General features: G+C 61.4%; 15 protein-coding genes. 9 read left to right on the top strand and 6 right to left on the bottom strand.

Annotated features, from left to right (window positions below):
- Positions 1 to 3 precede the first annotated feature (3 nt).
- Positions 4 to 1392, top strand: a complete 1389-nt coding sequence (locus ACFVJ3_RS45420) for an MFS transporter (protein WP_378458310.1) — start codon at positions 4 to 6, stop codon at positions 1390 to 1392.
- A 225-nt stretch (positions 1393 to 1617) separates the two neighbouring features.
- On the opposite strand, the gene ACFVJ3_RS45415 is transcribed toward ACFVJ3_RS45420, so the two are convergent.
- The 4 genes from ACFVJ3_RS45415 to ACFVJ3_RS45400 form a co-directional block, all read right to left on the bottom strand.
- Positions 1618 to 2412: a cytochrome P450 gene (locus tag ACFVJ3_RS45415; RefSeq protein WP_378458309.1), complete on the bottom strand. Its 795-nt coding sequence runs from the start codon at positions 2410 to 2412 to the stop codon at positions 1618 to 1620.
- Between the two features lie 570 nt (positions 2413 to 2982).
- Positions 2983 to 4659 carry an AMP-binding protein gene (locus ACFVJ3_RS45410; RefSeq protein ID WP_378458308.1) on the bottom strand — a complete coding sequence of 559 codons (1677 nt, stop codon included), beginning with the start codon at positions 4657 to 4659 and terminating at the stop codon, positions 2983 to 2985.
- A 93-nt stretch (positions 4660 to 4752) separates the two neighbouring features.
- The gene (locus ACFVJ3_RS45405; RefSeq protein WP_378458307.1) at positions 4753 to 5754 is read right to left on the bottom strand and encodes a bile acid:sodium symporter family protein; all 1002 of its coding nucleotides are present in this window, start codon (positions 5752 to 5754) and stop codon (positions 4753 to 4755) included.
- Positions 5755 to 6092: 338 nt separating this feature from the next.
- Complete coding sequence (locus ACFVJ3_RS45400; protein WP_378458306.1) at positions 6093 to 7835, bottom strand: aldehyde dehydrogenase family protein; 1743 nt, start codon at positions 7833 to 7835, stop codon at positions 6093 to 6095.
- A 47-nt stretch (positions 7836 to 7882) separates the two neighbouring features.
- Here ACFVJ3_RS45400 and ACFVJ3_RS45395 point away from each other — a divergent pair, with 47 nt between their 5' ends.
- The 4 genes from ACFVJ3_RS45395 to ACFVJ3_RS45380 all read left to right on the top strand — a co-directional run bounded on the left by ACFVJ3_RS45395 (position 7883) and on the right by ACFVJ3_RS45380 (position 12229).
- Positions 7883 to 9475: an AMP-binding protein gene (locus tag ACFVJ3_RS45395; protein WP_378458305.1), complete on the top strand. Its 1593-nt coding sequence runs from the start codon at positions 7883 to 7885 to the stop codon at positions 9473 to 9475.
- Between the two features lie 44 nt (positions 9476 to 9519).
- A complete protein-coding gene (locus tag ACFVJ3_RS45390; RefSeq protein ID WP_378458304.1) occupies positions 9520 to 10323 on the top strand; it encodes an enoyl-CoA hydratase/isomerase family protein in 804 nt (267 codons plus the stop codon).
- 37 nt (positions 10324 to 10360) lie between these two features.
- Positions 10361 to 11500, top strand: coding sequence for an acetyl-CoA hydrolase/transferase C-terminal domain-containing protein (locus tag ACFVJ3_RS45385; RefSeq protein ID WP_378458303.1), 1140 nt, complete (start codon positions 10361 to 10363; stop codon positions 11498 to 11500).
- A 66-nt stretch (positions 11501 to 11566) separates the two neighbouring features.
- On the top strand, positions 11567 to 12229 hold the full coding sequence (locus tag ACFVJ3_RS45380) for a GntR family transcriptional regulator (RefSeq protein WP_378458302.1): 663 nt from the start codon (positions 11567 to 11569) through the stop codon (positions 12227 to 12229).
- On the opposite strand, the gene ACFVJ3_RS45375 is transcribed toward ACFVJ3_RS45380, so the two are convergent.
- The gene (locus ACFVJ3_RS45375) at positions 12197 to 14017 is read right to left on the bottom strand and encodes an acyclic terpene utilization AtuA family protein (protein ID WP_378458301.1); all 1821 of its coding nucleotides are present in this window, start codon (positions 14015 to 14017) and stop codon (positions 12197 to 12199) included. The genes ACFVJ3_RS45380 and ACFVJ3_RS45375 overlap by 33 nt on opposite strands.
- A 3-nt stretch (positions 14018 to 14020) precedes the next feature.
- Complete coding sequence (locus ACFVJ3_RS45370; protein ID WP_378458300.1) at positions 14021 to 15205, bottom strand: acyl-CoA dehydrogenase family protein; 1185 nt, start codon at positions 15203 to 15205, stop codon at positions 14021 to 14023.
- A 243-nt stretch (positions 15206 to 15448) separates the two neighbouring features.
- Between ACFVJ3_RS45370 and ACFVJ3_RS45365 the strand changes: the two genes are divergently transcribed.
- From ACFVJ3_RS45365 to ACFVJ3_RS45350, 4 genes are read left to right on the top strand one after another with little or no spacing between them, the layout of a single operon-like run.
- Complete coding sequence (locus tag ACFVJ3_RS45365; protein WP_378458299.1) at positions 15449 to 16207, top strand: enoyl-CoA hydratase/isomerase family protein; 759 nt, start codon at positions 15449 to 15451, stop codon at positions 16205 to 16207.
- A 5-nt stretch (positions 16208 to 16212) separates the two neighbouring features.
- The gene (locus ACFVJ3_RS45360; RefSeq protein ID WP_378458298.1) at positions 16213 to 17097 is read left to right on the top strand and encodes an SDR family NAD(P)-dependent oxidoreductase; all 885 of its coding nucleotides are present in this window, start codon (positions 16213 to 16215) and stop codon (positions 17095 to 17097) included.
- Complete coding sequence (locus ACFVJ3_RS45355) at positions 17094 to 17858, top strand: enoyl-CoA hydratase-related protein (protein ID WP_378458297.1); 765 nt, start codon at positions 17094 to 17096, stop codon at positions 17856 to 17858. The genes ACFVJ3_RS45360 and ACFVJ3_RS45355 overlap by 4 nt, the downstream gene beginning before the upstream one ends.
- Positions 17855 to 19741 (top strand): acetate--CoA ligase, encoded by a 1887-nt coding sequence (locus ACFVJ3_RS45350; RefSeq protein WP_378458296.1) that lies wholly within the window; start codon positions 17855 to 17857, stop codon positions 19739 to 19741. Before ACFVJ3_RS45355 ends, ACFVJ3_RS45350 begins: the two co-directional genes overlap by 4 nt.
- Positions 19742 to 19833: the final 92 nt, after the last annotated feature.

Raw genomic sequence — 19833 nt, 5'->3', positions numbered from 1 at the left:
CACATGACGACTTCACAGATCGAGGGCCACACCGGCCACAACAATCCCGACGTCCGTTCCGCGGTGCGAAAGTTCTTCGCCCGCTTCATCCCGCTGATCATGATCATGGTCGTTCTCAACCAGATCGACCGCACCAACGTCGGCTACATCAAGGAACACCTCGAGTCGGATCTCGGGATCGGCCCCGCCGCATACGGACTCGGTGCCGGCCTGTTCTTCGTCGCGTACGCGATCTTCGAAGTGCCCAGCAACATGATCATGCAACGCGTCGGCGCCCGGGTCTGGCTCACCCGCATCATGGTCACCTGGGGTCTCGTCGTGATCGGAACGGGCTTCGTGCAGACCGAAACCCAGTTCTACACCGCGCGGTTCCTGCTCGGCGTCGCCGAAGCCGGCTTCGTCCCCGGTGTGTTGTACTACTTCGGGTACTGGCTGCCGCAGAAGTACCGCGGCCGCGCCACCGCGTTGCTGCTCAGCGGCTCCGCCTTGGCATACGTGGTGTCGGGCCCGCTCAGCGGCGCACTGCTCGAGCTCGACGGCGTCCTCGGCATCTCCGGCTGGAAGTGGATGCTGTGGATCGAGGGCACCATGACCGTTGCGGTCGGGATCGTCGCCTTCTTCTTCCTGGTGTCGAAGATCGCCGACGCAAAATGGCTCACCGCCGCCGAGAAGGCCGCCCTCACCGCGGCCATCGAGGAGGAGGACGACGCCCGCGACCGCGCACAGGGGGTCGGGGTCAGCAAGTGGAAACTGCTGCTCAACGGGCAAGTGCTCCTGATGTGCCTGGTGTTCTTCTTCATCCAGCTCGTCGGCTACACCATGACGTTCTGGCTACCGACCCAGGTGAAGGCGCTCGGCGACCTGAGCTCCTTCGAGATCGGGCTGATCACGTCGATCCCCTGGATCCTATCGATCGTCGCGATGAACTTCGCCGGCCGGACCCGCGACAAGTTCCCCACCCGCACCCGTCTCATCGTCACGGCGGCACTGGTCCTCGCCGCAGTGGGCACGTTCGTCGCCACCGCAGGCAACCCGCTGCTCGGCTTGTTCGGAATGTGCCTGGCGGCCATGGGGTTCAAGTCGGCATCGCCGGTATTTCTCACCATCCCACAGGCACTCCTGTCGGCGAAAATCTACGCCCCCGGCATCGCGCTGGTCACCGCGCTCGGCAACCTCGGCGGGTTCGTGGCACCGACAGTGCTCGGCGCGCTCGAGGAGGCCACCGGCAGCATCACGATCGGGCTGTACGGCCTCACCACCATGGCACTGCTCGCGATCGTGGTCCTGTACCTCATCAAGCGCAACGACGAGGCCGAAACCGGTGCGGCCTCCGCCCGGCTCGACACCGAAGAGGCCGTCGCCGCTGCCGGCAGCCAGGACTCCCTGCGCTGACATCACGTCAACGCAGGTGACAACCGACGGTGCCCCACGCCCTCGCCTAGCCTACCTCTAGCATCGATCCTTTCGTCTTGCGGACCGACCTGCGGATAGATGGCCGGTAGCGAGGTTCGCTCCAAAGCAAGCCCTTGGCCGCGAGTCCTGATCAACGCGGTGCGCGTGATCCTGGGGGCGATGGCACCGCAATGCTCCGGCTGCCGAGGATCTACTCACGCTGGTCTACCTGTTCGGCAGAAACGCGACCTCGAGGACATCGACGCCTCGCGTCCACAGCCCGGTCGGCTTAGGCACGAACCCTTCGGCGAGCCTCAAGTTCGACATGTTATCCAAGATCATGCCGGCTGCAATCTCGATCTCGGCCTTCGCCAACTGGGCCCCGACACAGAAGTGTCTTCCCGTTGCGAAACCCAGATGATCAGACGCACCGCTGAAACCCTTCGATGTGCTGTTGTCTGGGCGGAACATGTCGAAGTCGTTCGGATTTGCGAACTTTCGCGGGTCCCTGTTGGCTGCGGCAATCAGAAGGTTGATTCGTGCACCCTTCGGAATTGTCACTCCGTGAAGTTCGAAGTCGACGGCAGCCTGTCTACCCGCTATCCCCACGGGTGGCGTGTAACGCATCGTCTCGACGAACGCGTCCACGATGAGCTCACGGCTGTCTCGAACTGCACTGAGCTGGTCCGGATGTTGTAAGAGGTTGAGCAGCATCAAACCGAGCGCGCGGTCGGTCGTCTCTCCACCGGCCGTGATCATGAGACTGACGAACGCGCGTACTTCTTCGTCACTGAGTCGATTGCCGTCTATCTCCGCCAACGCCATCTGCGAGATCAGGTCGGCGCCAGGATTGGCACGCCGTTCTTCGATGAGGGGTAGCACGTACTCCGTCATCTCCGCTCGGGCCGCCAATCCGCGGTCGATGACTCCCTGATCACCCGACAGGTTGGCGGTGAAAGCATGAAAAGCCCGGTACCAGCGGGAAAAGTCCTCGTGCCGTTCTCGTGGAAGGTCGAGCATCGTTTCGATGACGGAGATGGGGAGTTCGCCGAAGTAAGTAGAACACCAAATCTATCGCCGCGAACTCTCGCTGGCCGGTCCGAACGCGGTCTGCTGCTGCATCGAGTTGCGGCAGGAACATCTGCTCCACCGTTGTCGTCACAGTGGGGCGCAGGTCGTCGATTCGGACAGTATGGAACAAGGGGTTCAGCAACAAGCGGTGTGACTGATGCTCCTTGCCGTCCAACTCGAGCACGGTACGTCCGAAGATGAGACCGAGTCCGTCCGCGTAATTCTGCGAATTGGTTTCCTGTCCGCGCAGTAACCGTTGGACGTCCGAATGCCTCGAAACCAGGCAACTTCGGATCCCGGATGGTAGACCACCGGAGACACTTCCCTCAGATACTGGTAGGCGATCTGCGGATCGTTGTCGTGCTCGTCCGACAGGATGTCGGGTACTTCTGCGGTGGCGGTGTGCATGATTTCTCCTTCTCGAGGGGGGAAATCAGGACGAATGGTGGAACCGGGGCGCGTACGCGACATAGACCGAAGTCGTGGCGCTGTCGAGGCGAAGACGTGAACAGTGCTGGATCAGATCTGCCTGCGTGTCTCAGCGTCGAAGAACTGGGTCAGGTTGACCTCGGCATCACGCCGGAGAACGTCCTTGCGGATCTTCGAGGTCGGAGTTTTGGGTAGGTCGTCGACGTGGCGTATATAGCGGGGGCGCATGTATCGGGACAATTCCGCCTCCGCCAGCAGATCGAGTTGTTCTGCGGTGAGCTGTGTACCGTCTTCGGACGTGAAGTACACGGCGATGTCGTCCTCGGACATGTCGCCCAGGTCCGATGGGACGGCGATGACCGCCGCCTCCAACACCCCGGTGAACGACTGCAGGACCTCTTCGAGCTCTCTGATGGACACGTTCTCACCCCGTCGTCGAAGTGAATCAGATTTGCGCCCAACGAAATACAAAAAGTCGTCCTCGTCCACGTAGCCGAAGTCACCGGTGTGGAACCACAGATTGCGGAAGTCGTCCCACGTCTCGCGCTCACGCCCGTAGTAGCGCTGCACGGTGATGTAGGGGTCGTGTCGACGCACCGCGATCTCGCCAACCGTTCCTAGCGGAACTTCGATGTCATCGGCATCGACGATTCGCACGTCGTTGTGATCCCGCAGGATACGACCTGCCATTCCCGCTGGACGGTCGTATCCCTCCCCAGGTCGAGAAATCGACACCGGTGCACATTCGGTCAGGCCGTAGAGAGTGGCGAACCGGGCTTGGTAGCGGTCGTCGAATTCCTGCACATTGCGCGGGAACGGCACCACCAGCACCGTCGACACGCGGTTGTCGGACTCTTCCGGTGACGGCGCCTTCTTCCACAACAGCTGCAACATGCTGCCGAGCAAGCTGACTGCTGTGCAGTCGAAACGCTGTACATCAGCCCAAAATTTGCGCACCGAGAAGCGGCGGCCCAACACTACCGTCGCACCGAGACCGATGGCCGGCAGGAGCGTGTGACACTGCGCATTGGCATGGGAGAGGGGCAGGCAGGTGTAGAAGCGCTCCTGTGCGTTCCAACCGCAGGATTCCGCAATCTTCAGCGCGTGGGTAATCGGTTGAGCCTGGCTCACTACGGCGGCTTTGGACGGACCCGACGTCCCGGAAGTGAACATCAGCAGATAGTTATCGCTGAAACGCGGAACTCGGTGCTCATCATCTTTGCCGTCATCCGCGACATCTTTGGGCGCGTACGGTTCCTGAACGCGTCCCAGCCGAGGGACCGTACCGATCTCGTCGGCCGGTACATCGTCGAGGATCCACACGTAGCCGAGAAGGTCTTCTCCGAGAACGGATTCGACGTTCGCCGCCTGGGACGAGGCAATGACGCCGTAGCTGCAGTCGGTGGATCGTAGAAAGTGACCCAGCAGTTGGCCTTTGGCCTCCGCGTGAATGGGTACCCCCACTGCACCAATGCGCCCGATCGCCAGGAGAAGCCAGATGTACTCCGGCCTGTTGTCGAGCAGAACCGCGACACGAGTTCCAGGCGTGACGCCGGCGTCACGCAGCATTCCGGACGCCTTCGCGACCTCGACATCGGCCTCGGCGTAGGTGAACTCATTGCCCTCCCACAGCAGAAACGTCCCCTCCGGCTTGGACCGCACAGCCCGCCGCCACAGATTATCCACCGTACGATCTCGCAGTTCGGGAAGGAGACCGGGCTGCACGAGATCCGACCCGTCGGAAGTACGAATCGTGTCCGTTGTCATGCGGCGTGCTCCTCATAGTGCGACGGGAAGTTCATGCGAAGACCTTCCCGGCAAGTACTGGACGGCTTCCGTCCATGAATCTGCGGGGGTAGCTCACTCCTGGGCGAGCACACCCGATGTCCCTCCTTTTACATCGGCTCCTACACCAGTCGATGTCCGACGATCCTCCGACTCGGTGCTGCTTGCCCAGAACCTAGCGAGGATCGCACCGGAGATGACGTGCCACGATCCGGCGATTGCGCTCGGGAGCGCTGCCGCCGGACTGAAATAGGTGTTGGCGAGAGCCGACGCAAGCCCGGCATTCTGCATACCGACCTCCAGGGTGATCGCGCGAGTTTCCCGGAAAGATCGACCTGTCGCACGGCTACCCAGATAACCGAGAGCGAAACCTCCAACGTTGTGAAGGATGACAGCCAGGATGATGATCGGACCACTCGCGAGGAACGCTGCATTTCCTGCTGCGAACACACCACCGGAGATCACGATAATCGCGACACCTGATATCGGACCGACCAACGGCATGAAGCCGCGTACCAGTTTCGGAAACGCATACCGGATGACCAGACCCAACACGATCGGGACCAATACGATCTGGGCGATGTCACGAGCCATGGACGCAACCGAGATCGTGATCATCTCACCGACCAACAGCTTCATGAGCAGCGGTGTCAATCCGATGGAAAGAAACGTCGACAGCGTTCCCAACGCAACAGCAAGCGCCACATCACCTTTGGCGATGAACACCATCACGGTCGAGGCAGAACCACTCGCAATGGAACCGAGCAGCACAAGTCCGACAGTAAGATCGGAGCTCAGTTGAAGTGCGGTGGCAATGCCAAGTGCGAGCAACGGCATGATCGTGAAGTGACAGACCGTACCGATCACCACCGATACCGGACGCTTTGCGATGGTCGCAAAATCCTGCGGAGACAGAGTCAATCCCATCATCAGCATCAAGAGCATGATGATGTACTTCGCATAGGCCGCGATCGGCGCCAGTTGGTCGGGAATCAGCAAGGCCAGACCTGCGGCACAGATGATCCAGATCGATAAGTATTTCGTCAGCACACCGGATGCCGCATGAAAATGTCGCATAGTGATCCTTCGAGTCAGGGAACTGAAGAGGGCCAAGACAACATCCGTTGCCCACCTGTGTTTTCGACAGATAATTGTTGCCAACCGGGTTGATCAGAACGCATGAGATATGACCGAAACCCCGTAGCGGCGAGTACAAATCAGATACCCGTCCTGCGCGTCCGATACTCCGTGGACAACCCGGAGATGCAGGGCAAGTGTAATGCGCGTCACGTCATTTAGGCAATATTGGCTCCACTATTGCCTAAAGAAAAATCCAGTCCCCATGCCAAAAGCACACACGCCTCCTCCGAAACGTACGGAGGAGGCGCGTGCGCAGTTGCGACCGGTCGGCGACGTCAGAGAGTCACGAACACCGATTTCGGTTCGGTGCAGGAGTGGTACCAGTCGAGCCCGAAGTCGCGTCCGATCCCGGATTGCTTGAAACCACCGAATGGCATCCTGGGGTCGAGCTTGAAATAATCGTTGACCCAGACGGTTCCAGCCTTGATACGCCTGGCGACGGTGTGCGCGCGACGAAGATCGCGCGTCCAGACCGCCGCTGCCAGGCCGTACTCGGTGTCATTTGCGAGCCGAATCGCCTCCTCTTCGTCATCGAATGGAATGACGGCCAGCACGGGTCCAAAAATTTCCTCCCGTGCGATTCTCATGTCGTTGTTGACGCCGATGAATACCGTGGGCTCGACGAAGAAACCCTTTCCGCCCGAGGCGTTTCCACCTACCGCTGCCACCGCACCCTCGTCCTTGCCCAATGCGAGATAGCTCGACACCTTTTCGAGCTGCTGGCGAGACGCGAGCGGTCCCACCGACGAGTTCGGATCCAGCGGATCACCGACCGTGAGCGCCGAAACCTGCTTCACCATCGCCTCCACGAACCGATCGTGAATCCCACGCTGCACGAACAACCGTGTTCCGGCGAGACACACCTGGCCAGTGATGGACACGAACCCAATGAGCGACGCAGTCACCGCGGCGTCGAGGTCTGCATCGTCGAACACGATGTTGGGAGACTTGCCGCCCAGTTCGAGCGAGACGCGTTTGAGATTGGATACCGACGCAGCGAGGATTCGACGGCCCGTCGGCGTCGAACCGGTGAATGCAATCTTGTCGATTCCGGGATGTTCGGAGATCGCACTTCCGGCAGGATGCCCCAACCCGGTGATGACATTGAGAACCCCCCCGGGGAGGCCGGCTTCCGCAAGCAACTCCCCCAGGCGAACCGCCGTCAGAGGCGTCGTCTCCGCGGGCTTGATGATGAGTACGTTGCCCGCAGCCAGAATCGGCGAGGACTTCCATACGAAGTTCGTCACCGGGGAGTTCCACGGGATGATGGCACCACACACGCCGATCGGATCGCGAAGTGTGTAGTTGAACGAGCCCGGGTCGGTCTGCGGCGTATCGCCGTGAATGTGTTCTGCGCCGCCGGCGAAGAATCGGACTGTCTCGGCTGCATCGGTGATCGACGCAACCGCAGTCGCCAGCGTCATGCCGTTGTTCAGCGACTCGAGATGCGCAAGTTCCTCGCGATGAGTGTCAATCAGATCGGCCCATCGACGAAGAATCTTCGCTCGATCGAGGGGACCCAGGAGTGACCACGGTCCGGTTTCGAACGCCGCGCGTGCGGCCGTGACCGCACGATCCACATCAACGGTACCCGCGGCGGCCACTCGGGCGATGACATCCTCGGTCGTCGGATCCACGACATCGAGTACGTCGCCGGAATCAGCAGGCACCCATTCACCGCCAATGAACAGCTTCTTGCTCGAATCCGTAAGAAACGCATCGACTGCGGGATTGCGAGTCCGCTCCGTGGCGTCGGAAATCTGATTCAAAGTCACGTGCGTCTCCGTCTTCTGCAGGTAGCTGGCAGCAGCCGGTCGGCAATCGTGAAATAAGTCGGCCAGCCGGCTCAAAGTAACGTCGATCACACCTGTAGTCAATATTGGAGCCAAAATAGCTCCCACTCGCACGAGTGCTGCGGTGTGGGCCGAACCGTCACCAACTCCGAGTGTGTTTGACAGCACACCAGGGAGTGCTAGTTTGGCAACTAAATTGTATCCAGTATGCGCAGCACCCGACACCGCACCAACTCCGAGGTCGGCCTACTGCTTCAGTGAAGGGAAGTCGCGTGGACGAACGCACAATCCTCGGCGCGCTCATGGCATCCGACGCGAAGGCTCCAGGCGAGGTCCGTCTACGCCTCGTGGGCGACCGTGGATATACTGCACGCGAATTGCTTACTCGTGCGGCATTACTCGCTGGCGTACTCGTCGAATCGGGAGCCCACTCGGGTGACCGTGTCGCCATCATGATGTCGAATCGCATCGAGTTCCTGGACACGTTCTTCGCAGCGGCTCACATCGGCGCATTGTCCGTACCGCTCAACACCAGCCTTCGCGGCCCCATCCTCGAGCACATGCTTCGAGACTCCGCACCAGCCGTTCTGGTGATCGAGGAATCGTTCACAGAGGTGATCGGACGCGCCTTGACCAAGGTCGGCATCTCACCGCGCGTCCTCGTCATCGATCACGCTCCATCCTCGTTCGCGATGGACACGCGCGACTACGCAACGGCCCTCGACGCGGCAGGGGCAGTCCCGCCAGCCGACGTCACTCGGTACGACGACGCAGCCATCCTGTACACGTCGGGCACGACCGGTCCTTCCAAAGGCGTTTTGCACACGCATAATTCGATCGTGGCCTTCGGGGAGAAGGCCGACTGGCTCTTCGGTTACACACCACAAGACGTCGCACACAACTGCCTACCGCTGTTCCATGCGAACGCACTGTGCGTGACGCTGCTGCCCGCGCTCCGAGCAGGCGCGACCGTCGTGTTCGGAAGGCGGTTCTCCGCCTCCGGCTTCTGGCAGGAAGTCAGGGACGAACAGGCCACCGTCATTTCCATATTGGGGGCCATGGTCCCGATCCTCTGGGGAGCGCAACCGACAGAGGACGACGCGGACAACGCAGTACGCGTAGCGTTGTCCGTACCCACGCCGTCCGCGGAGTACTACGACTCCTTCGAGAAAAGGTTCGGCCTTCGTCTCGTGTCCCAATACGGAATGACAGACACGTCCTCGGTCATCGGGACGCCACCGGACCAGCCCGGGCGTCCAGGGTACTCCGGCGTTGCACATCCCGACTTCGAGTGCGTGGTGGTGGACGAGCACGACATGCCGGTGCCCGACGGCGTAGCCGGTGAGCTCATCGTTCGACCTCTCAAGCCCGAGAGCATCATGAGTTGCTACTGGAACAACGCCCAGGCCACGATGGAGACGTGGAGGAATCTCTGGTTCCACACCGGCGACGTACTCGTTCGGGAACCCGACGGGTGGTTCAAGTTCATCGATCGACAGAAGGACGCCATGCGGCGATTCGGCGAGAACATCTCGTCGTTCGAGGTGGAAACCGTCGTCGCTACGCATCCCTGTGTTCACGAAGTTGCGGTCTATGCAGTACCTTCCGATCTGTCAGAGGATGAAGTCATGGCAGCGATCGTGCTCGTTCCGGGCTCGGTCGCGGACCTCGCCGAGCTCGGCCGCTATTGCGACGAGCACCTTCCCTACTTCGCATCGCCGCGATATCTACTCGTAGTAGAAGAACTTCCGAAGACCAAGAACGAAAAGGTCCTCAAATCGGAGCTGCGCCGCATAGGCGTGACCGACAAGACCGTAGACCGTGGAACCCGAGGTCGGAAAGCAGCTGCGACACCAGCAGTCTGAAACGACCCGCCCCACTCGAATCATTCACATTCAGAGGAGTAGCTGTGCCCAAGGAATACATGACCAGGTTCAAGACGGCGGACGTTTCGATCGACGACGTCGGCGTCTTGACTGTCAGAGTCCATTCACGAGGCGGGTCACTCGGATGGAATGCGTTGCCCCATCGCGAATTACCCGAACTGTTCGCAGCCATCGCCGCCGACCGAGATGTACGCGTCGTAATTTTCACGGGCACCGGAGACCGGTTCATCGACCTGATCCCATCCTTCGAGGAAGCAGTCGCACGTGGCGGGGCGCCCGCCGCGGTCATGGACGACGGACTGTTCGAAGGAAACCGGTTGATCTCTGCATTGCTGGCGATCGAAGTCCCGATCGTCGCGGCGATCAACGGTCCGGTCGACGTGCACGCCGAACTCGCTCTACTCAGTGACATCGTGCTGTGCACCGAGGAAACCTACTTCCAGGACGCAGCCCACGTTCCTCTCGGGCTCGTCCCGGGCGATGGCGTCCAGGTGCTGTGGCCACTTCTGCTCGGCTTCAATCGCGCACGGTATTTCCTGCTGACCGGCCAGAAGATCTCCGCTGCAGAGGCTCTCACGCTCGGACTGGTATCCGAAATTCTGCCCTCCGACGCACTGGCAGACCGTGCGATCGCGCACGCGCGCCGACTGGCCGTGTGCAACCCGGTCTTCGTCAGGAACACACGACTGGTGTTCATCGAGCAACTGAGGCGTGCGATGGCGGCCGACCTGTCCACCGGTCTCGCACTCGAAGCCGTGGCATCTCTGTCAGGTGCAAATTGGGACGGACCCTACGCTCCCGAGCCGATCGGTCCGATCTCCGAATGATCATCAGCGCAGCGCAGTTGATCGATGGGCGACTGCGATGAGGACGGTTCTCTGCGCCGAGGGCCCGGTCGAACCGCAGGCCGCTCTCGAGCGCTATTTCGAGTTGCACCCACCGACCACGCTCGATCCGGTACACTTGGTCTTCGGAATGCGCCGCAGCGCGCCGAGCCTCCCCCACCTGGTCGGGGCCGAATGCTTCACAGTGGGCTCCTACATGCCCGGGCGTGGGTTGAAGCATGTTCAACCGCTCACCTACCACCGTCAGTCGTACAGCGAGATCTGCCGATCGCTCGCTGACAGATCTTTTCGGCCCGATGTGCTGATCACGTGTGTAACCCCACCCGACAACGACGGACAGCGTTCGCTGGGAGGAGTGAACGGATACTTGGATCCCGTTGTCGCACTTGCCCCCCGCATCTTCGCAGAAGAGGTCTCCTGGCTGCCCCGGATTCGCGGGGCGACGGTCGTGACCGACGTCGACGACGTGGTGACCAGTCGGACGTCGGACAGCGACGAGCAACCGCATTTCTCGGCGGCATTCGATGCGGTGGACGAGGCGGTCGCCCGACAGGTGGCGCGCCTGATCCCGACGGCTCCACGTCTGGCCCTGGGCATCGGCCGGGTCAACGATGCCTTAGCACTCCAGCTCGCCGGACGCGGGGATGTCGAGATCCTCACCGGCGTATTCACCGAAGCAGTGCGAAAGATGTACGACAGCGGTGCTATCGGCGGCGCGACAATGCGAGCAATGTCCGTGATCGGATCTCCGTCACTTCTTCGATGGGCCGCGTCGTGCGACGACGTACTTCTCTTGCCGTCCACCAAAATCCACAACCACGCCTGGCTGTCCCAGCACGACCGCTTCGTCGCGGTACTCGGCGCGATCGACCTCGACTGTGCCGGCAACATCAATTCCGAACGCGTGGGCGATTCCACTATCTCCGGAAGGGGCGGCTCGGTCGACTTCGCGCGGGGCGCACACGGCAGCCCGGGCGGGCTGAGCATCGTCGCTTTGCGGAGCAGCGACAGGAACGGCGTGTCCAGACTGGTCCAGCACGTGAGCGATCCGAGCATCAACGGCGACGTCATCGATGCGGTGGTCACCGAGAAGGGGTCTGCAATCATCACGGACCTCGACACCGACGAACGCAGGCGCGCTCTCTCGGCTATCTTCTGACACGCTTGTATAGCTGCACTGCGGTGACGATTGCGCAGTGTGTAGCAATCTCGTAGGATTGGATCCATGATAGCCGACAATATTGCGGCCGTGTCGACTCCGGAAACCCGCGTTGGTGCGGTTGTTCGCGCGGCGATCGATATACGCGAACTGGTGCTACAGCGCGTTCTGCTTCCCGGCGAACAGGTACGTCAGGAAGACCTCGCGCAACAGCTGGGAATCAGTCGAGGCCCGATCCGCGAGGCACTTCAGGTCCTCGCGGTGGAGGGCATCGTGCGATACGAACGCAATCGAGGCTACTTCGTCACTCGGTTCACATCCGACGAAATGCGGCAGCTGTACCTGATCCGCGAACTTCTCGAGTCCGAGGTCCTGCGGAGTCTTCCGCCGATGTGCGAGGACGACCTCACGCGGCTGCGGAAGATCAACGACGAGATCCGTACCGATGAGAATTCCGGCGAGGTCATCCGGCTAAATCGAGCGTTTCACGACGCCGTCACGGAACATTCGTCACTGACCCTACTGAAGGGCCAGCTGGCGACGATCGGCCGAATGACGCTGGCGTATCAGTCACTGTCGATCAATGCGCTGTCGAATCGGCATGTGGTGGTGTCCGATCACGATGACATGATCGCCGCGCTCGCGGCGGGCGACAACGAACTACTCGTCGATATCGCTCGCCGCCACCGCAAGGCATCACTCGATCGGCTGATTCCCATCCTCAGCTGAGTACAGGGTCACCGGAACTTCGACCAACCGGCTGGCCAGGTATTCGCCGAGACCTTTGCCCTGAGGGTCGATTCGGGTGCAGGCCGAAACGCCATCGCCCAGGTACTGGTAGATCATGAAGTTCATTCCGCGCAGATTCGAGAACACGAATCGCTCCACCCGCAGGTCGGCCAACTCCGGCATGAGCAATCGCAGACGGTCGACTGTGAGAAATGTGTCGAGCCAACGGAATGTTGCATCATCACGTGCCCACGCACCGAGGTTGGCAGATCCGGCTTTGTCTCCGGATCGTGTTCCCACGAACGCGCCCAGCATCGCAGGCGTCGTCGCCCCGAGATCGGAATCAGAACCGGTGACGTCCGGACGTTCGTTCTCGGCGATCGGGTAGGGCTCAGCGGCAGCATCGTCCCAAGCGGGCCACGCCACCGGAATGTGCGATCCGTCATCGACCAGCACGGACGCGTGAACCAGACTTTTCTCGATCAGCGACGGCCACTGGACTCCGAACAGGCGCTCCGACTGCGGCGGCGTGGTCATGTAGAACCCGGGGACACTCGATGTTGCAATGGAGACGATCCGGCTGGAGAAATGTGCCCGGTCGACGCGGTTGCGTTCCTTGTCTCGAACGGTGAGCACGAGCCAGGCGGTCGCCTCCTCAAAGGTGCCGTGAACATTCGCTGGACCAATTGTGGCCCAGCGACATTCGTCGAAAGACTCGGGCTTACCGATTTCGGCCTCGACCTGCCGACGAATCCAGTCGATCTTGTTCTTCAGGTTCGCGCCGGTGAGCCCGATCGTCATGGTGTTCCGATACCCACCCTCGAACGTCAGCGACAACTTCGCCGTCGACGTCGGCGCGAATCCCACTGTGCCCGAGACCCGTACACGATCCGCACCTGTGCTCTCGACATGCACGCTCGTCAGATCCGTGACAACATCCGGGTTCTGGTAGGCATGACCGTTGACCTCGTAGAACAGTTGCGCAAGCACGGTGTCAGTGGTGACCAGTCCCCCACTGTCGACGCTCTTGCCTATGATGGCCGAACCGTCTTGCGAGATGTCCACGAGCGGCATCCCGGGAAGTCCGAGATCGCCGTGCTCTGCGAAGAAAGAAAAGTTCCCGCCGGTTGCCTGCGCGCCGCACTCGATGATGTGGCCGGCAACCACCGCGCCGGCGAGCTGATCGTAATCGGTCGGCTTCCAGCCGAATTTCCACGCGGCTGCTCCGACCACCAGGGATGCATCGGTCGTACGAGGACAGACGACGATGTCGGCACCTCGACGCAGCGCCTCGACGACCGGCCACGCGCCGAGGTACGCATTTGCGGTCAACACACGGTGCTCTGACAGATCCAGTGCGACCCCCGTATCGATGTTCACCAATTCGAGGTCGTCTCGTTCTTTCAGTACGTCGCGTACATCGTCACCGATGACGGCAGCGACACTCAGCGACACTCCGCGCTCAGCACAGAGTTCCCGAATTACTGCAGCAAGACCGGGGGCATCGAGTCCACCGGCATTGGTGACCACCTTGATTCCGCCCTCGGCAATCTCGTCTAGATGCAGCGCCAGCACATCCACGAACGCCGAGACGTATCCCTTACCACCTCGTTGTTCGTTCTTGGCCAAGACCAGCATCGTGAGCTCGGCCAGGTAGTCGCCGGTCAGAATCTCTACGCCGCTTTCGAGCAACTCCGCCATTCCGTCGGTACGGTCCCCGTGCCATCCGGTGAACTGCCCGACGCGAAGCGCCCCATCGGGCTTGCCGTGTGTTCGTTCGATTGTCATGGCTCAGTAGCTCTTCGGTAGGCCGAGGGTGCGCTCTGCGATGAAATTCAGAATCATCTGGTTATTCACCGGAGCGACGCGAGGAAGTCGCGATTCGATCCACTGTCGACCGATGTGATACTCGCGGGAAAACGAGTAACCGCCGAAGACCTGCATGGCGGCATCGGTCGACGAGACTGCAGCCTCACTGCACAGATATTTCGCGGCATTGGCCAGCGAACCGATCGCAGACCCCCCGCGAACCTCGTACTCGTCGACGGCCCGATACAGCACCTCTGCGGCAGCCAGCAGGTCAAGGTAGCTTTTCGCGAGAGGGTGTTGAACGCCCTGGTTCTTTCCGATCTGACGGCCGAACACGACGCGGTCGAGGCTGTACTGTGTCGCTGCGGCCAGCGCCCATCGGCCGAGCCCCACCGTTTCCGCGGCCACGAACAGTCGTTCGCTGTTAAGGCTGTGCATGAGGTGGTAGAAGCCCTGCCCGACTTCGCCTATCACATCTTCGTAGGGCACCTTGGTTCCTTCGAAGAACACCTCACATGATGCGACGGCATTGCGGCCGATCTTCGGAATGGGCCGGATCTCGACTGTCTCCGAATTCAGATCCGCGAGGAACAGTGTAATTCCCAGTCCGCGGCGTTCACCTTCGGCGGGTTCGGACGTGCGGGCCAGCAGCAACACCTTGTCACCGCGCATGGCGCCGGTGTTCCAGACCTTGGTTCCGCTGATGCGCCAAGACGTACCGTCGTCGACGGCCTTCATCGCGATTCGGGTGGTATCGGTCCCCGCGTCGGGTTCGGTGACGCCGAACGTCGTGTACAGCTTGCCCGCCGCGATCTGGGGAAGAAGTTCAGTGCGCTGCTTTTCGGTACCGAAGGCGAGGATGGTCGGCGCGCACAGCAGTGGCGTGTGGACCGTGCTGCATGCGTTGAGCCCGCCGCCGCTGGCACCGACCTCTTCGAGAATGGCCACCATGTTCGCGGTCGATCCCCCACCGCCGCCGTATTCTTCGGGGATGAAGGTACCCAAGAATCCCGAATCGGCGAACGCGCGGAAGAATTCCTCGGGAAACTCTTGATCTGCGTCCTTCTGATCCCAGTACGCAACATCAAATCTCGAGCACAAACCGCGGACGGCGCGTCGTAGGTCCGCATCTCTGGTCAGGTGAGGGAAGTGGTCATCGATTGACATTATTTCTCCAGACGGCAGCAATGGCGCAAAGCGGCGGCAATATTGTAGCCAATGTACGCCAGCGGATCGGACTGCGTCAATGAGATGCTGAATCTAGTGCTCACAATGTTGCAGCCAATGTTGACGGCAACTACAGCGCGTGCTCGAATGGCCATGGATGACCACTGCATAGTAAGTAGGACCGACAGGCGGCGACGGTGTGGTCACACCGATAGATCGTCCGAGAACAGGAGCGGCGGATCCATGTCACTTCAGAATTACGAGCACCTACGCATCCGCGGAGAGGACGGTATCGCGACCATCACTTTGAGTCGCGCGGGCGGACGCAACGCGTTCAATACCGAGTTCTATGCGGAACTCCGGTCCGCGATCCGTGAGGCCGAGGTGGATTCCTCCGTCGGAGGCGTGATAATCGATTCTGACGCAGATCATTTCGCCGTCGGTGGCGACCTCAAGGAGATGTTGGGCTACATCGAAGGGGATCCGCCCTCCTGGGACCTGTGGAAATTCCGGGACAGCCTTCCGTTCGAGGCCATCCGTGCATGCCGGAAGCCGACGATCGCTGTCGTCGACGGCTTCTGCTGCGGCGGCGGATTCGCGACCGCGATCTCCTGCGATTTCATCATCGCCTCTCCCCGTTCGAAGTTCGGAACCCCGGAGACGAAGGTCGGCCTTATCGACGGTCTGGTCGGGCCGGCTCTGTTCGGTCAGGTACCCCTGTCGGTCCTGAAGTATCTCCTGTTCTCCGGTGAACTCATCGCCGCGGACTACGCGCGGTCGGTCGGTCTCGTGTTCGAGGTTGTGGACACAGAATCGCTTCACACCAGAGCCCACGAGCTACTCGGCCAGTTCGCGGCCAACGGGCCCGAGATCGTCGCGGAGTACAAGCGAACGTTCCGGAGCTACGAGATTCCCGTGAACTACGAGGACACTATGCGAAACCTCTACTCCGACCCTGCGACCCGCGACCGGGTTCGGGGCTTCTTCACCCGAAAGAAGTGAGCACCATGAACAACTCAGCGATCAGTCCACACATCGATACGGTTCTGATCACCGGCGGCGCCAGTGGAATCGGCCGCGCGACGGTGAGACTTTTTCTCGACCGGGGCTGGACCGTAGTGGCGGCCGATCTGAACAAGGCGTCCGGAAAGTCGCTCGTCGCCGAATACGAACAGGAATCGAGCGACGGCCGCCTGTCCTTCGTCCAAGCGGACGTCTCGAGGGAGGCGGACGTCGAACACGCTGTGGCACACGCTGCGTCGTTCAACGGCGCGCTTGCCTGCCTAGTGAACAACGCAGGCATCGGCGGTGCCTTCGGATCCGTCACGGAAACGTCGGTCGAGGACTGGGACTACACGTTCGCCGTCCTGAGTCGCGGAGTCTTTCTCGGCGTGAAGCACGCCGCACGAGTCATGCGTGAGCAAGGCACGGGTGGGTCGATTGTCAACCTCGCATCTCTGGCAGCACTCACCGGAGACGCGGGCCTCCAGGCATATTCCGCCGCCAAAGCCAGTGTGCTGCACATGAGCAGGGTGTTCGCTACAGAACTCGGACCGGATCGCATTCGGGTTAACTGTGTGTGCCCCGGCGCCATTGCGACACCGCTCAATCCGTCCGCATCGCGGCAATTCGACGGCAGTGAACTGGCCCGCGCTCAACCGCTGCCGTTCGTGGGCGAACCCGAACATCTCGCACGCGCCATCTACTTCCTCGGTTCGCGCGAATCGTCCTTCGTCACCGGACAATATCTTGCAGTGGACGGCGGACTCGAAGCCGCCGGACCGCGCCTCGGAGAGTACCTGGGCACGGACCCCCGATACGCGACTCTCGTCGGCGTCAACAGGGGCAACACCGGAGTGAAGTCCACCGTTCGTGGCGGTGCGGCCCGATGACCGAAGACATCTGCCTCGTCGAAAAGCGCGGGCATGTCCTGATCGTCACCCTGAATCGACCCGCACAGCGAAACGCTCTCAATGCCGCACTGAGACAACGACTACGAGACGTCTTCGATGACTACGAAGCCGACTCCGAACTTCGGTGCGCGATCCTGACCGCGAACGGAACAGCGTTCTGTGCAGGCGGAGACCTCAAGGAGATGGCCTCGGAGGCGGTGCAGATTCCACCCGAGGAATGGAGTTTGCTTCTCAGCTCCAAGGGCCACGTGATCAAACCGGTGATCGGGGCGGTCAACGGCTTCGCGCTCGCGGGCGGATTTCGCCTCGTACAGGATCTCGACCTCTGTATCGCGGCGGATACCGCAGTGTTCGGCATCAGTGAAGTCAAGCGCGGTCGCGGTGCGCCCTGGGCAGCGCCACTGATCGACCTCATGTCCAAACGCGTCATGATGGAACTACTGATCACCGGCGAGCCGATGACTGCACAGCGTGCGTACGAGGTGGGTTTCGTCAATCGCGTCGTAACAGGAGACAGACTCCTGGACGAGGCTCTCGCCGTCGCCGAGACCGTGGCGTCGAACGCACCGCTCAGCGTCGCGGCGGGTAAGAAGCTCGTCGAGATCTCGACCGAGCTCGGTTCGAGTCACGCCGTCGCATTCGCGAACGCCGTGTACGAAACGGTGTATCGGAGCGACGACGCGGCCGAAGGCCCTCGCGCATTTGCAGAGAAGCGCCAACCTGTCTGGACGGGACGTTGAGCGAACGCTACGACACCGCACGAAAACTCGCGTTGTCCGACCCCGAGGGGTACTGGTCTCAACACGTCGGCCTGGTGGACTGGGTGACACCGCCGACGAAGATGCTGGATTCCGATCGCGCTCCCCTGCACAGATGGTTCACCGACGGGACGTTGAACACCTGCTACAACGCGGTGGATCGGCACGTTCTCGCCGGTCACGGCGACCGGGCCGCCATCATCTACGACAGTCCGGTCACGGGGACCTCGGCGACCCTGACCTACGACCAACTCCTCGAGCAGGTCGGCGCCTTCGCCGGAGGACTACGTGATTTCGGGGTCGGTGCCGGCGATCGCGTCGTCATCTATATGCCGATGATTCCCGAGGCCGTCGTAGCGATGCTGGCGTGCGCTCGCCTCGGCGCCGTCCACTCGGTTGTGTTCGGCGGATTCGCACCGCGCGAGCTCGCGGCCCGGATCGACGATGCCAGGCCAGTCGTCGTCGTCACCGCGTCGTGCGGCATCGAGCCCGGCCGCGTGCTCGACTACAAGAAGATGGTCGACGAGGCCCTCACCATCTCGTCGCACCGGCCCAATGCCCTGGTACTCGTCCAGCGACCACAACTACCCGCCACCCTCGAAGACTCGAGGGAATACGACTGGGCGGACGTTCTTCGCCGCGGCGCAACACATCCCGCTACACCGGTCACCGTGCGCGCAACCGACCCGCTGTACATTCTCTACACGTCCGGCACCACCGGCCGACCGAAGGGCGTGGTGCGTGACAACGGAGGCCATGCTATCGCCATGGCCTGGGCATTGCCCAACGTGTACGACATCCACCCGGGACAGGTGTGGTGGTCGGCGTCCGACATCGGCTGGGTGGTGGGCCATTCGTTCATCGTCTACGCGCCACTCATCTCCGGCGCCACTACAGTTCTCTACGAGGGAAAACCCGTGGGGACACCGGATGCAGGTGCGTTCTGGCGAGTGATCGCCGAGCATTCCGTCCAGGGGCTGCTCGCGGCGCCGACCGCGATCAGGGCGATCAGACGCGTTGATCCGGACGGAGAGCTCATCGCCGATCACGATGTCACGTCCCTTCGCAATCTGTTCCTCGCCGGAGAGCGCCTCGATCCCGACACCTATTCCTGGGCAACGGATCGCCTCGGAATTCCGGTCGTGGATAATTGGTGGCAGACCGAGACCGGTTGGCCGATCGCAGCGAATCTTCGAGGCTTCGATCCGATGCCGATCAAACCCGGATCACCGAGCGTGGCGGTGCCGGGTTTCGACGTCCGGATACTCGACGAGCACGGACAGGAAATCGAGGCGGGAGTGGAAGGGGCCATCTGCATTCGCCTCCCGTTACCGCCTGGCACTCTCCCGACGCTATGGGGTGACGACAACCGGTTCGTCCGGTCCTACTTGTCGACATTCGACGGGTACTACCTGACCGGAGACGGCGGCCACATCGACGAGGACGGATACCTCTTCGTCATGGGCCGAACGGATGACGTCATCAACGTCGCAGGGCACCGGTTGTCGACCGGATCCATCGAGGCAGTCCTCGCGGCACATCCGGCAGTGGCCGAGTGTGCCGTCATCGGCGCGGCAGACGCACTGAAAGGCCAAATCCCCCGGGGATTCGTCGTACTGAGATCCGGTTGGCAGCAAGATCATTCAGAACTCGTCGCCGAGCTCATCAGGTCGGTACGCGCCGACATCGGGGCAATCGCAACCCCGAAGGACATCGTCGTCGTCGACGGTCTTCCCAAGACGAGATCCGGGAAAATCCTCCGAAAGTCTATGCGAGAGATCGCCGATCTCGGAGCTACAACGGTGCCGGCCACGATCGAGGACCCGGCCGTGCTCGACAAGTTGAGATCGGTACTACGCCCCTAGTACTACAGCCGTAAGTTGATCTTGTCGGCGTGTCTGCGCTGGTGAGAGCGGCCACCGCGCGATCATTCCTTGTTTGTGTGGAACAAAAAAGA

The organism is Rhodococcus sp. NPDC127593, from assembly GCF_042671975.1.
Lineage (GTDB): Bacteria > Actinomycetota > Actinomycetes > Mycobacteriales > Mycobacteriaceae > Rhodococcus_F.
The sequence above is the reverse complement of the archived record's forward strand: the minus strand, read 5'-3'. Positions and strand labels throughout refer to the sequence as shown.